Genomic DNA, 14,323 nt, shown 5'->3' on the forward strand with positions numbered 1-14,323 from the left:
AATCATATGAGGAGAGTTTCATGGATAAGCGCGGAAGGCAAAAACGCTGCAAAAAACTTTTGGTATTGATCCTGTTTACGCTCATGGCCGGCCGCCTCTGGTCCGGTCCGTTCTGGATAGACCTGGAAAGTGGTGGGGCCTTTACCGGCTACAACGATGTGCAGATCCCCTCCGATACGGGTACCCGATTCTCCCTGGCAGATGATCTTGATCCCGATGCTGTTTGGTTCTTCCGCCTCCGCCTCGGCGCCGACTTCGGCCGCCATAGTGTTTCCTTTCTTTATGCTCCCTTGCGTATCACCAGCAACGGAAGTGTGAATAAAGACATTACCTTCCGGGATACGCTATTTCCTGCAGGAACGAACCTCGAAGGAACCTATATTTTCAACTCCTACCGTCTGACCTGGAGCTATGCTCTCATTGATGAGCGCCGCTTTCGCTTTGAAGCCGGGATCACCGGAAAAATACGGGACGCTTCAATCGAGTTGAAGAGCGAAAGCGACGAGGAAATTCGCAAAAATCTCGGTTTTGTCCCGCTTATTCATCTCGATGCCCGATGGAACATTGCCGAACGCTACAGCTTTGTCATCTCCGGCGACGGCCTTGCGGCACCCCAGGGGCGCGCAGAAGATTTCATGGCCGCCCTCCTCTACCGTCCGGAACCCGATATCGAATTACGCCTTGGTTATAGGATACTCGAAGGGGGCTCCGACGGCGGCGGGGAAGTATACACCTTTGGAATGTTTCATTACATCCTGGCGGGCATACGCTATAGGCTGTAGGGGAATTACGCCTCTACCTCAGGCCCTGTTCCGTAGTTTTCCACGATAAAGTCGATGTCCTTATCCCCTCGTCCCGAAAGGTTGACCAGGATGGATTTGCGAGGCTCCTGTCTGGCAAGCTTCATGGCAAAGGCAACGGCATGGGCACTTTCCAGAGCGGGAATGATCCCCTCCTTGCGGCTGAGTGTATAAAAGGCTGCAAGGGCCTCCTTATCGCTGGCAGTCTCGTATACCACCTTCCCTGCATCTTTCAAGGCCGAATGCTCAGGCCCCACCCCTGGATAATCGAGACCGCTGGCGATCGAATAGACGGGATCAGGCTCCCCTTCATCATTCTGCAGAAGATAGCACTTGAAACCGTGTATGAGTCCGGGCTTTCCATAGCACATGGTTGCGGCATGCTCCCCCTTCTGCAGGGAACGGCCGGAAGGCTCAACACCGTAGAGGGTGGTATCCTCTTCGTCGAGGAAAGCCGTGAAAATGCCCATGGCGTTACTTCCACCTCCTACACAGGCCACAACATTGTCCGGCATCTCGCCGGTCATCTCGAAAAACTGTTCTTTTGCCTCAATTCCCACAACCCGCTGAAAATCGCGAACCATCATGGGAAAGGGATGGGGACCGACCACCGACCCGATACAATAGATTGAATTGACAGGGTCCTCAAGATAGGCAGAAAAAGCCGAATCAACCGCCTCCTTTAGGGTCTTCAATCCGGAGCTAACAGGAACGACATTTGCCCCAAGAAGCTTCATGCGGATGACGTTGGGATGCTCTTTCCGAATATCAACCTCACCCATATGAATCTCGCACTCGAGTCCGAAATAAGCGGCGGCGGTTGCAAGAGCGACACCATGTTGTCCAGCACCGGTCTCGGCAATCAGCTTTTTCTTTCCCATGTATTTGGCAAGAAGGGCCTCACCCATACAGTGGTTCAGCTTATGGGCCCCGGTATGGTTGAGATCTTCCCGCTTTAAATAAATCCGCCCCCCCAATTCGTCGGAAAGGGTCCTGGCGTAATAGACCGGAGTAGGACGCCCCTGAAAGTGCTTGCGAATACTGCGAAGCTCGGAAATGAAGTGATGGCTTTTGCTGATTGAATAGTAGGCATCGGTGATTTTGTCCATCTCTTTTTGTAATGCTTCGGGAATAAAACTTCCCCCGTAGGAACCAAAAAAACCCTTTGCATCGGGCTGTTGCTTGAAATAGTCGCGCATGTTTTTCTCCTTCGCGATGTGGTGCATGGCCTTAAGATAGAAGTATGGTAGAAGGCAAATACGTTTCTGTCAAGAGAAACATAGAGAGATATTTGCCGCATCTCTATAACACTAGTATTATTAAACTATCAATAGTGATAAGGATGGTACCTATGGAACAGTTTTCCACCTATATTCCTACGCAAATTCAGTTCGGTTCGGGATCCCTCGAAAGCCTCGGACGTGAAAAATTGCCGGGAAAAAAGGCGCTTATCGTTGTTTCGGCCGGCGGTTCAATGAGGCGTCACGGCTACCTCGACAGGACGGTGGCTCTCCTGAAAAAGCAGGGAATCGATTCGGTTATCTTCGATAAAATTCTGCCCAACCCGATTCTTTCCCACGTCATGGAGGGAGCGGCGCTGGCAAGACAAGAGGGTTGCGACTTCGTCCTTGGTCTGGGGGGAGGGAGCAGCATCGATTCGGCAAAGAGTATCGCCGTCATGGTGAATAATCCTGGAGACTACTGGGACTACATCAACGGCGGCAGCGGTAAGGGAAAGCCGGTTACTGAAGCAGTGCTGCCCATTGTTGCGATAACGACCACCGCAGGCACCGGTACCGAGGCAGATCCCTGGACCGTTATCACCAACCAGGATAAAAACGAAAAAATCGGTTTCGGCACCCCCGACACATTCCCCACCCTCTCGATCGTCGATCCCGAGCTTATGCTTTCGGTCCCGCCGAAACTAACCGCCTACCAGGGCTTCGATGCCTTCTTTCACGCAGCAGAGGGGTATATCGCCAATATCGCCACGCCTATCAGCGACCTCTACGCCCTTGAAAGCGTTCGGCTGATTAGCAGATATCTCCCCAGGGCCGTTGCGGACGGAAACGACATCGAGGCAAGAAGTCAGGTTGCCCTGGCCAATACCCTCTCGGGGATGGTGGAGTCCACCTCAAGCTGTACCTCGGAACACAGCATGGAGCATGCGCTAAGCGCCTTTAAGCCGAAACTTCCCCATGGGGCAGGGCTTATCATGCTCAGCAAGGCCTATTTCACCCACTTTGCATCGGTAGTCCCCCAGAGGCTTGCAGAGCTTGCCGCGGCCATGGGAGAGGAGACCTCCGCGGTACCGGAGGCCGATCGCCCCATGTTGATGGTCACGGCCCTGGAAAAGCTCCAGAGGGCATGTGGAGTCGATGAACTGAAGATGTCCGATTACGGCCTTGAGAAGGCCCAGATCCCTGCGTATGCACAAAATGCCCGCAACACCATGGGAGGACTCTTTGAAATGGACAGGGCCCCGCTGAGCGAGCAGGAGGTCATTGCGATCTACGAAAAGGCCTACCGCTGATGAAGGTGGCCGTCTGCCAGTTTGAACCCCGTCTTGGAGAGGCGGAAGAAAACCGCAAACGGATGGTCGAGCTTTTAGCGTCCATCGATGCGGAGCTTGTGGTGCTGCCCGAGCTCGCCGTCAGCGGTTATAACTTTTCATCAAAACAACAACTGCTCTCTCTTGCCGAAGAGGCAGATGGAAAAACTGCGGAGACTCTCACATCTCTTGCAAAAAAAACCGGCGCCCGATATGTCGTCGGTATTCCCGAGGCTTCCGGCGGGAAACTCTACAACAGCGCCATTATGGTTGGTCCACAGGGTCTTGAGGGAAGCTACCGCAAGGTCCACCTCTTTTATAAAGAGAAGGAGTTCTTTCGGCCCGGCGAGGCCCCCTTCCCCCTGATCGACGTCGACGGGGTAAAAATCGGGCTTCTGATCTGTTTCGACCATATGTTCCCCGAAGCGGCACGGACTCTCGCCCTAAAGGGAGCACAGATTATCTGCCACCCCTCCAACCTGGTGCTGCCGGAGTACGGCCAGCTTACAAGCCGTGTCAGGGCGCTGGAGAATAGGGTTTTCTGGCTTTTGGCAAACAGGACAGGGCAAGAGAAGGGAGCGGCGGGAGAGCTTTCCTATACCGGTGCAAGCCAGATCGTCTCCTGCGACGGTTCGCTTCTTGCGGTCGCAAAGGGAAACGAACAGGGAGCAGACGAGATCATCTATGCCGATATCGATCCCCGGAAGGCAAAAGACAAGGCGGTAACGGCGTTGAACGACCTCTTTGAAGACCGTCGCCCTGCCTTCTACAGCTTGTAAAGGAAGATCCCGCTGCTTGGCTATACCGGATATTCCCTTCGGCTCTTCTCGATCCTTTTTCGGCTTGCACGAATCTCATCGCCGTAGTCGTCAAAGGTTTCCCTGAGAAGACGCCGGAGGGTCGCAAGCCCGAACTCACGGGCACCTACCTCAAAGTTGTGCTCAACCATTCGCTCTCTTCGTTCGCCATCCTGCAGAAGCCGATGCATCTCTTCTACCGCCGAATCCGGGATGATGAGGCGGTTTTCTTCGTCGTAGACATCACGTATTTCGATATTATCGAAACCGGCAATTTTTATATCGGTTTTATAGACCAGGTAGGTTGTCGTTACAATCGGGACCTTTGCAGCAACTGCTTCCAGAAGCGCGTTACCGAACCCTTCCCAGATGGGGAGGTAGGTGACCAGATCGGCATTGACCAACACATCCCGGTTTGTAAACATCATCCGCCCCTTTTCATCATTCCCCCGCTGAGCGGTGACCCTGTCGCTGATAAGCCGCAAATCAATCTTCCGCTCCTTGCACATGGAACGAATCTGGCCGATGTAGTCCTGATCGGGTTCATCTCCCTGATAAAGGCTGATGACAAAACGAACTCTGGAGGCCAGTTCCGGATAGCGGAGCAGGAAGCGCCCAACTAATTCCACCGAGTCCTCGATCCGCTTTCTTCTGACGATTCGCGTCGGCTGGATAATGAGGATATCATCATCGGAAAAACCAAGTTCGGCACGAAAACGGCTGTTGTAATCATCCCTTTTCGGCGGATGCTCGAAATCCTCGCAGTTGGGAATCACCCGGGGGTGAACCCGCTTAAAGGAGCGCAGAATATGTTCGGCATAACTTGAAAGCACTACATGCTCGAGGCCCGGTTCGGCGGGAGGCATGATCATGCCAAGGAGTTCTTCGATATGATTGTGGCTGAAACGACTTCGCTCCCACCAGAAATCGTGGTGATGAAAGATAGTGGCGACCCGCCGCTCCGTAGAAAGCTTGTATACCGCCATACCCGCAAGCAGTGCCATCGGCATGGCATTTGTATTCTGTGCGATGATCACATCGATACCATAGCGCTGGATCATACCGAAAAGCTCGTTCGCCAGCCTAGTTCCCTGATCCTCGAGCTTCTCAAGCAGACGTTCCTTACGGTCGTCGGAAAGCCGAAACGGACCGCTGCGAAGATGGGGAAAAAACCAATTCTCATACTCGAGTTGGTCCTCACTGCCGAAACGGAGATCGGAAACCACAAACTGCCTCTCTTCGGGGATCGAAGAGAGGGGTTTCGGGTAGAATCCCGCAAAGGTATAGAGCTCATGCCCCTGGGCGAGAAGGACATCGATCCACTTGTCTACTTCGAGGGAAACGCCGTCAACATCGCCCAGTTTTCCACAAATGATTGCCACACGAAAGGTGTCGGGTACCTGTTTTGCCATAGAGTATTATCCTATCGTACTGAAAAAAGTGGGCCCATGTGCCCCTTCCAACGGGGGTTCTTACTGGACATGTCCTCGTTGTAGAAGGGAGGCGGAAGAGGAGTCGAATCGGGCTGAATGATTCGCAGAAGGTAGTTACTTATCCACCGGGAAAGCTGGAGAACAACCATTTTATGGCGCAAACGCCCCTGCACATCCCGATTCAAAATCTCGGGGATGGTGCTGGTGGTAACGATCTCGTCGAGAACGGAATCGTTGAGGTTGCTTCTGCACTCTCGGCTGGAATAGAAGTGGGTTACGAAAAAAACAATCCGATTGGGATTGGCACTCTTGAGAAGGCGGCACGCCTCGATGATGGTATTTCCCGTTCTGACCATGTCGTCGATGATGACGATATCCCGTCCGGCAAGATCGGAAAGCGCGATCTCTGACTCGGGTGACAGATCGATCTCGACACAACGTTCGTCTTTGCGACATTTGTCAAGAAAGACCAGGGGGACATCATCTCTTCCGACGGACTCTTTTACACGTCGTACAAAATTAAGTGCACCCTTGTCGGGGGCGCAGAGTACCATGCCCTTCTGTGAAACGACGTCGGAATCGCTGAGATAGTCCGCATAGAGATCATCGGGAAGAAGATTATGAAAACGTCCCTCAAAACGGTCCATGAAAATAGCCTGAACGGAAACAGAATGGTTGTGCACGGTCACGATTTCATCGATCCCCGCCGCCTTGAGCAGATCGGCATAGAGGCGGGCGGAAAAGGGCTGGCCGTCGAATTTTTGATAATCTTCTTCGTTTCTCACGAAGGCGGTATAACCGTGCTCGCGTCTCGGCCCCCTGTCCTGAGCGCTGTAAAACAGATCGGGTTCGAGAAGAATCACCTTATCGGCCCCGTTGTCCCGGGCAGCCCTTGCAATAAGGAGCGTACGCATCGCAAGTTCATCCCGGCTGCTGCTCCCGTAATTGGTGCTGATGATCACAACGGCCTTCCCTTCAAGCTGCCTGCCGGGCTGGTCGTTGGATCTGTCGGAGATGATGAAACGGGGACAAAATTCGGTGTTTACAAAGCTTTTCAGACTAATAAGATCGGAGTAATCCTCGTGCTGCTGGAGATGATGGGCTACATCTTCCACAACAGGATTGTCGGCCACGGTTCCAACAATCACCACATTTTGCATTACACGCCCCTCCCCTTCTGGTCAGAATCGTAAAGTCCGGTCGCACGCTATTCTACCCGTTTTGCGCCTCGGTGAAAAGCGGTTCTTTTTTTAACAGTGCAAGATCACGCAAAAAGAAAAATCCGGTGACCATCGCGGCAAGGAAATCGGAAATAGGGGGCGCAAACCAAATTCCGTTCAATCCGAGAAGCGAGGGCAAAAAAACAATAAGCGGAATGAGGAAAAGCACCTGACGGCTCATGGAAAGAATCATAGCCTTCTGAGGCTGACCGGTGGCCTGGAAGTAGTTGGAGGAGACCACCTGAAATCCAACGATGGGTAACATCAGAAAGAATTTTCTCATGGCAGGAACGGCCATGGCAAGAAGATCTCCGTTTCCCGGAGCAAAAAAAGCGATCAGCTTAGAAGGGAAAAGCTGGGCAAGGCAGAAACCGAGGCTTGTAATCGCCGTGGCTGCGAAGATGGCAAGCCAAATGGTCTGCCGCACGCGGGCAAAGGAACGTGCCCCGTAGTTGTAGCCGATCAAAGGTTGAGATCCCTGGTTCAGACCGAAAATGGGCATCATGATGAACATCAGGATGGAATAGATGATCCCCATGCTGCTGATCGCAAGATCACCACCGTATCGTTGCAGCTGGTTGTTGAGAATCATATTCAAGACGCTGGATGTCAGCTGCATAACAAAGGGGGCACTGCCGAGTCCGCATATCCGCAGCACGGTGGTTCTGTCCAGACGCATCCCTGCAAGAGAGATGGAAAGAACACTTTTCGGGCCGAAGAAGTAGCTGAGGACCCAGATACTGCTGACAAGCTGACTGATAACCGTTGCTATGGCTGCTCCGCGAATCCCCATATCGAGCACAAAGATAAAAACAGGATCAAGGATGATGTTGATTCCCGCCCCAATCAGCATAGTGATCATGGCCGCCCGAGGATTTCCTTCGCCTCGAATAAAGTTATTGAGACCGAATCCGATCTGATTAACCAGAACACCGAGCAGGATAACGCTCAGATAATCTCTGGCATAGGGAAGCGATTGTTCACTGGCTCCGAAAAGCTTCAGCATGGGATCAAGAAAGATCAACCCGAGGGCCATGAGCAAAAGAGAGACAATGATCAGCAGTGTAAAGGAGTTTCCCAGTATCCTACGGGCAAAATCCCGGTCATCTTCCCCCAGGGCGATAGAGAGTGCCGACGCTCCGCCGATTCCGATCAACATACCAAAAGCCATAATTACGAGCATAACGGGAAAACCCACGGTAGCACCGGCAATTCCCATGGGGCCGATCCCGTTTCCGATGTAGATTCTGTCTACGATGTTATAGGTAGCCTGTACCATCATGCCGGCGATGGCTGGCAGTGAGAAGCTGAGCAACAGGCGAGGTATACTCCCCGTGCCCATCATTTTTGATCTGTCCATATCCGCCCACTTTGCACCGGAGTAGATCAGAAGGTCAAGTATCTACTCCAACCATTTGCCTCATAGCGTCCGCAAAGGGCCTGAACGGCCGCATCGACAGCCCCATCGCCTTCCTTCGGATAGTCGGGCAACTCCCCGGACTCGAGGCCGAAAGAGCGGATAGCATTCCCTGCGGTGAGCATCTCGATCTTCTCCTCTGACATACCGACTCGCCTCATCTCCCTTATGAGGAGAGGCCAGGCGACCAAAGAGGGAAGTCCGGAAGCAAAGCCCTTCCGCTTATCATCGATACGGTGGGGCGCATGATCGCTCTCGATCCAATCGATCCGTCCGCTCACAAGAGCATCCCAAAGCACGCTCCTGCTCTCGGGAGAACGTAAGGGAGGATTGACCTTAAAAAGCAGGCCATCCTCTCCTTCAGGAACCAGGGAGCTGTCCAAAAGCAGATGGTGAGGGGTCGCCCCACACGTGATGCGAAAGGAAAGCTCGCCGTCGGCCGAGGCCCTTCTCGCTTCCTCAACAAGGCGAAGGGCGTCAGGAGAGGAGATGTGGCAAATGTGAAGTGTTCCGGAAAAGCCGGCCAGTCGCGCGGATGCTATCTGATCGGCAACCGAAGCAGCTTCCGCCTCCTCAGGACGGGCAAGGGAGTGGGTGGAAGGCTTCGCAGGGTCCCAAAGATCAGGGGAAAAGAGCCCCTCCTTTTCGCAATGGACCGCTACAAGGCCCTTGTATGATTCCCGGGCAAGACGTTCCCAAATCGCTTCTTGCCGTTCTTTTTCAACAACGGCCAAAGAGCCGGTCGAGCGACCGGCGAAAAGCTTCATACCGATGACTCGGGGAAAAAGTTCCCGCCAGAGGGCCACCATCTCGGCAACCTGGTCTCCGTCAGAAGTAAGCCCCCCGTAAAGGGCATAAAAGGGGGCAGCCTTTTTTGCACGTGCAGAGAGAGCGGCAGCGGCCCCTGCGGCATCGGAAAGTCGCCTGCGCACATGATACTCGTCGATTAAAGGCGGCTGACAATTGGGCATATCGAAAAGGGCACAGACTCCGCAGAGCATGGCACTCTCCATGCCGTGGTACAGGCTTTCCTTGTCTATCTGTTCCCAATCGCGAAGGTGAACATGCGGATCAATGATCATCGGAAAAATCTCCCGGCTTTACGCCCCGCGCCTCAAGTTCGGCAAGGGTGAAAAAGGTGCCCTCTCTGCAGGTGAGCTTTCCGGCACAGACACATTCGCCACAGAGCCCCACACCGCAACGGGTGGGTGTCTCTATGCTGAGGCTGATTCGATCCGAAGGAATCCCGGCGGCCCGGCCAGCGGCTGCGGCGGCCTCCATGAAGGGAGCCGGGCCTATAACATAAAGAGCACCCTCCTCCGCCGCTCCCTCTGCAGCAAGCTCGCCGGCAAAGACCTTGACAGCCCTGCCGATCACTCCATCGTCCTGAACCACCTGGTATGAGCCCAAGGCGGAAAGCTCTTTGGAAAAGAGGGTGTCGGCTTCACTCTTCGTCCCTGCCGCCGCTTCCCGATCGGAAAGGGCCATGAAAATCGAAAGCTCGCTTCCTCTGCCGACTAGGGCGGAGGCGAGGGTGGGGACCACGGCAAGTCCCGTGCCTCCGGCAAGGATCCAGGCCCGCCGGGTAACAGGAAGCTTTGCACCGCTGCCGTACATTCCCCGCATGTACAGGGTATCCCCCGCTTCCAGGGCACAGAGGGCACGGGTCATCTCGCCCCGCTCACGAACCAAAAAGGTGAGAGGATCGGAAAGGGCAACGGAAAAGGGCTTCTCCCCTACTCCTGGAATCCAGAGGAACACAAACTGCCCGGCCTCAAAGGGAACCCTCCCGTCGAGGGTGATCCGACGCAAGCCCCCGATCCCCGACCGCGCCGAGCTGATTCGATAGGGCCGGTAGACCATCTGAGGCCTTTTTATCCTTGGAACGGCCGGGCGTACAGCTTTTTCGGATTCTTCCGAAAGGGCAAGTTCCTCGAACCATCCCTCCCAGTCTTCAGGCCTCACCATGGCAAAGGCACTACCGATGCCGACGACATTTGCCCCGGCCTCCCGCATGGCGGTCACACCTTTCGCATCTTCGACCCCCCCCATACCGATGATAAGGGGATCTGTCCCGATCTGCTCTCTGATGCTCCTGACCTTTTCCACGGCCTCGTGGTGAATCCAACGTCCGGACTTCCCGCCCTTTCCTCCGTGGATGTTCATCAGTATCGGCTTACCGGAATGTTTTTCGATGTATAGCTCGGGTCCGAAGGTGTTGACCGCAACAAGGCCGTCGGCCCCCGCCCTCATTGCCGCTTCAGCCACAGCCCCGATATCTTCGGTGTTGGGCGTAAGCTTTGGGAGAAGCGGAAGGTCCGTCACCTCACGGATTGCCCTGACGTAACGCGCCACAAGCTCAGGCTCGACTCCGATGCTCATACCGTAGCCAGGCGCAGCATGGGGGCAGGAAAAGTTTAATTCAAGGGTGTCCGCAACAGGGGAAAAGCCCTCGGCAAGTCGAACGAACTCCTCCGGACTGCTGCCGGAAAGGCTTACGTTCAGAAGCGCACGCATCTTCCAGGAACTTCTGAGGCGAATCAGTTCTTCGACAGCCTTTCCCATCCCGGGATTACGTAGACCGACGGCATTTCCAAAAGAGCCTGCAGAGGCCTCGACGATGACAGGCTCCCGGTTCCCCGGATTCGGGGCAAGCTGGTAGCTCTTGGTGGTAATCATCACCAAACCGGGGATACGGCGATCGAGTTCCCGAATCATCTCGGGGCGGGTTGAGAGGATGCCGCTTACCGTGGCAAAACCACCGAATAACCCACCTTCGCAACCAAGACGACTTCGAAGCATATCCCGCCTGCTGCCAGCATCCTTCGGCCAGGAAAGTCCGAAGCGATTTTTCTCAGAACTCACGGCAGCTCTCCTCGATGAGCCGGGCAAGGGCATCGGTGGATAGCCTATCCCAATCCGGGGGAGGGGCAAGCTTCCGTTTCACCCAGGGATGAGTGATGCCGCTGGAAGAGTTGATGCGTGCAAGATCGATGGGATAGCCGCTTTGCGAAAGCGTGCGGACCGTCACCCCGGCACTACCCCCCTGACCGCCGACACCGGGAATAAGGAGAGGAACCTGCTTCGATGCGTAAAAAGCGGCGAGTTGGGCAAGCTCCTGGGGATTGGTAGCCCCGACAACCGCCCCGCAACCGGGAAAACGAGCGGCGCTTTCGGTTATGGCCCGGGCTACCGTCATGTAGAGCGGCGCAACCTCTCCCGCATCGTCACGAAGTTCCAAGTTCTGAAGCTCCGCGCCACCGGGATTACTGGTACGATTCAGGATATAGACCCCCTTTCCCTTTTCGCACCAGGAGGCAAAGGGAGCGGTGGAATCACTGCCCATGTAGGGGGCTACTGTCACAGCATCTGCCTCCCAGCAGGCAAAGGCCTCCTGGGCATAGTTCGCACTGCTGCTTGCAATGTCTCCCCGCTTCGCATCGAGGATGACGGGAACACCGGGAAAGGCTTCCTCGATCATCGTCAACACCTGTACAAGGGCCTGACTTCCCGAGAAATCGCCCTCACGGGGCCGATCCAGCCGATGATAATAACCGATATTCGGCTTAAAGGCAGCGGGATAGAGAGAAAGGGTGATCATACGGTCAAAAAGGGTTTCGAAGGTCTTCATCACCCGTTGGGCAGGAGGCAGCTCTTCAAAGGGGAAATGCTCGGGCAGCGGATCCAACCCGAGACAGACGATATTGCCCTGTTTCTGCGCGCTTGTACGCAATGACTCTATATACATCTTCACTCTCCTTTTTTCGGCGGGAAACCGTTTTTTTCTCCCCATCCAAAGGGATCGCTTCTCCAGCTGCGAAGCTGCTTCTCTTCTTCCGAATCGATATCGCCGCGGCGGCGGGCCACCTCTATGAGAGTGTTGTAATCAAGAATGGGATGACAGCGGCATGCCGGATCTAAGGTCGAGAAGGCATCGGCCGCCTTATCCAGGCCGTACGAAAAGATGGCGAGGCAAAGGGGAACGTCCGCCCCGCATTCCCGCAGGGCGTTGAGGGCGGCAATACTGCTGCCGCCGGTGGATATAAGGTCTTCCACCAAAACCAGACGCTTGGCAGCGAGTTCTTCCGGAGAAGCAACCCCTTCTATGCGATTGCCCATGCCATGGCCCTTGGACGAAGAACGGACATAAACCAGAGGAAGCTTGAGCTGGTCCGCCAACGTAGTTGCATGGGGTATCCCTGCTGTAGCGGTACCGGCGATGATGTCGACGTTTTCTTCCTCTTCGAGCATGAGACGAAAGGCAGATGCCACCAGGTTTCGGGATTCCCAGGAAGAAAGCAGCATTCGGTTATCATTATAGATCGGCATATGATAGCCGGAGGCCCAAAGAAAGGGATTCTCCGGGCTCAGGCGGATTGCCCCGATGGTAAGGCTTGCCTCTGCGAGAGCAACCGCATATTCATGTGCTCTATGCCTACTGTTCATTTCCAGATCTCCTTGAAGGTGTGTGGTTTCTCGCAATATTTGCATACGAAAATATCTCCTGCAACCCGGAAGAACTCAGCAGGGACCGACTCGCCGTTCGAGGGGTGGCTGATACATGCCGTATTACTACAACTGATGGTGTCGAAATTGTATATTCTCGGCGGCATATGCAGCCGCAGCTTTTTCACAACCCTGCTTTCATGGATGATGTTGAGGGTGCTTCCCGGTGCGATAGCCGCAAGTTGCTTCATCTGTTTCCCGTCAAAGCCCGAGAAACCGGGACGAAAAATGATCCCTTTCATGGTACCGGGGGCGATGCGGCTGCTGGTTACCCACTCGCCGCCCTTTCCGTAGAGCTTGAGAACCCCGATGATTCGTGCCATGTGCTCTCTGATCTCCTGCTCGCTGTCCCCCCGGCAAATATGATCGATCACGATACCGTCGGAGATCGGATTTACCCCCTCGGCATACTGCTTCGGCGGCCCATCCTGGGCAACGGGGACCTCCTGAAGGAAGGGCTCATCATCGACCGAAGCAAAAGCCCTTTTTGACTTGGGAACAAAATCATCTCCGATTTTTCCGGCGATGAGAGAGAGCAGTACGATACGGATCAATTTCCCGTTGATCGACTGGTTCTCCCAGCCGTTGAGCTCGGTATCGTCAAGAAAGGTGGGAATGGTCGGGTGCTCTTTGTGCCGGGGAAGGGGATGATAAAATTTCGTTCCGTCAGCGATTTTCGAAAGGAAGTCCCTTCGAAAAACGATCTTGCTGCGGAGTTCATCCTGCCGTTTCAGAATATCGTCGCCCATTCGTTCCAGCTGAGGGCGGGTAAAATACCAGATCGGTGCCGTATTCGCTTGGGAAAGATACTCTTCGATGGAAGGAAATGTGCGGATAGCGAAATCGTTCTCTTCCATTTTCCTAACATAGTATTCGGGCATGGCAAGTTCCTTCGGTGCAATCAGATCAACCGAAACCGAACCAAAGAGCCTTAACCCGTCGACCTTCGAATGGACCGTTCTGCCGTGATACAAATCTCCCACAAGGGCAATATGCAGCCTGGATTCGTCCCAATCAAGCTGTTCAAGGAAGCTGAACTCATCGAGCAGCTCCTGGGTCGGATGCTCGTGCTTACCGTCTCCGGCATTGATGAAGGCAGGGGGCACGGAAAGCCCGTTTCGGCGGGCAAACTCCTTTCCGTTTTCTTCAAGCCATCGACAGACCCCTTCCAGGGTACTGCGGACAATAAAGATCTTATTATCATAGCCGCAAAGGGTATTGAAGGTATCGGCATAGCTCTCTTTTTTATTGATGGAGCTGTGTCCGACATCGAGGCTGTTGAGTTTGACTCCATGAAACTGGGCCGCATTTTTGAACGACTCCTTTGTCCGGGTACTGTCCTCCAGAAATACCTCGTAGATACCGAAGTCGCCGTCGTCGATGCGATACTCATCGACGGTTTTCCTGTCGCCCTCTAAAAGTGCCTGCTTCAATCTTCTAGTATGCGAAAAAAGATAAAGCCGTTCTTCCTGACTGAAGTCCCTGATAACTGCCAGGGTCCTCCCCTGAAACGTATTGGTATTCATCCTTCCTCCTTAATAACATTGGGGCAAAAAAAAACCGGCACAACGGCCGGTTGATTAATCATAAAAAATTCAT

The 14,323-nt window shown here is 54.2% G+C and carries 12 protein-coding genes; 3 read left to right on the forward strand and 9 right to left on the reverse strand.

What is annotated here, in order from left to right; translation table 11 throughout:
* Positions 1-20: 20 nt before the first annotated feature.
* Positions 21-782, forward strand: coding sequence for a hypothetical protein (locus tag F459_RS0104895; RefSeq protein WP_020611618.1), 762 nt, complete (start codon positions 21-23; stop codon positions 780-782).
* A 5-nt stretch (positions 783-787) separates the two neighbouring features.
* On the opposite strand, the gene trpB is transcribed toward F459_RS0104895, so the two are convergent.
* Entirely contained in the window at positions 788-1,999 is a 1,212-nt protein-coding gene (gene trpB, locus F459_RS0104900) for a tryptophan synthase subunit beta (RefSeq protein WP_020611619.1), read from the reverse strand.
* Positions 2,000-2,151: 152 nt separating this feature from the next.
* On the opposite strand from trpB, the gene F459_RS0104905 reads away from it, so the two are divergent.
* Positions 2,152-3,333: an iron-containing alcohol dehydrogenase gene (locus tag F459_RS0104905; protein WP_020611620.1), complete on the forward strand. Its 1,182-nt coding sequence runs from the start codon at positions 2,152-2,154 to the stop codon at positions 3,331-3,333.
* A complete protein-coding gene (locus F459_RS0104910) occupies positions 3,333-4,130 on the forward strand; it encodes a nitrilase-related carbon-nitrogen hydrolase (protein ID WP_020611621.1) in 798 nt (265 codons plus the stop codon). The genes F459_RS0104905 and F459_RS0104910 overlap by 1 nt, the downstream gene beginning before the upstream one ends.
* A 20-nt stretch (positions 4,131-4,150) precedes the next feature.
* On the opposite strand, the gene F459_RS0104915 is transcribed toward F459_RS0104910, so the two are convergent.
* Genes F459_RS0104915 through F459_RS0104950 form a run of 8 tightly spaced genes read right to left on the reverse strand, consistent with a single transcriptional unit; the run spans position 4,151 to position 14,250 of the window.
* Complete coding sequence (locus F459_RS0104915; RefSeq protein ID WP_020611622.1) at positions 4,151-5,560, reverse strand: glycosyltransferase family 4 protein; 1,410 nt, start codon at positions 5,558-5,560, stop codon at positions 4,151-4,153.
* Between the two features lie 11 nt (positions 5,561-5,571).
* The gene (locus F459_RS0104920) at positions 5,572-6,741 is read right to left on the reverse strand and encodes a ribose-phosphate diphosphokinase (RefSeq protein ID WP_020611623.1); all 1,170 of its coding nucleotides are present in this window, start codon (positions 6,739-6,741) and stop codon (positions 5,572-5,574) included.
* 52 nt (positions 6,742-6,793) lie between these two features.
* Complete coding sequence (locus F459_RS0104925) at positions 6,794-8,161, reverse strand: MATE family efflux transporter (RefSeq protein WP_020611624.1); 1,368 nt, start codon at positions 8,159-8,161, stop codon at positions 6,794-6,796.
* A 26-nt stretch (positions 8,162-8,187) separates the two neighbouring features.
* Positions 8,188-9,300, reverse strand: a complete 1,113-nt coding sequence (locus tag F459_RS0104930) for an amidohydrolase family protein (RefSeq protein WP_020611625.1) — start codon at positions 9,298-9,300, stop codon at positions 8,188-8,190.
* Entirely contained in the window at positions 9,290-11,083 is a 1,794-nt protein-coding gene (locus tag F459_RS0104935; protein ID WP_020611626.1) for a hypothetical protein, read from the reverse strand. The genes F459_RS0104930 and F459_RS0104935 overlap by 11 nt, the downstream gene beginning before the upstream one ends.
* Positions 11,073-11,966, reverse strand: a complete 894-nt coding sequence (gene pyrF, locus F459_RS0104940; protein WP_020611627.1) for an orotidine-5'-phosphate decarboxylase — start codon at positions 11,964-11,966, stop codon at positions 11,073-11,075. The genes F459_RS0104935 and pyrF overlap by 11 nt, the downstream gene beginning before the upstream one ends.
* A 2-nt stretch (positions 11,967-11,968) precedes the next feature.
* Positions 11,969-12,664, reverse strand: coding sequence for an orotate phosphoribosyltransferase (locus F459_RS0104945; protein WP_020611628.1), 696 nt, complete (start codon positions 12,662-12,664; stop codon positions 11,969-11,971).
* On the reverse strand, positions 12,661-14,250 hold the full coding sequence (locus F459_RS0104950; protein ID WP_020611629.1) for a bifunctional aspartate carbamoyltransferase catalytic subunit/aspartate carbamoyltransferase regulatory subunit: 1,590 nt from the start codon (positions 14,248-14,250) through the stop codon (positions 12,661-12,663). Before F459_RS0104950 ends, F459_RS0104945 begins: the two co-directional genes overlap by 4 nt.
* Between the last annotated feature and the right edge of the window lie 73 nt (positions 14,251-14,323).

Origin of the sequence: Sediminispirochaeta bajacaliforniensis DSM 16054, assembly GCF_000378205.1 — a bacterium.
Classification (GTDB): domain Bacteria; phylum Spirochaetota; class Spirochaetia; order DSM-16054; family Sediminispirochaetaceae; genus Sediminispirochaeta; species Sediminispirochaeta bajacaliforniensis.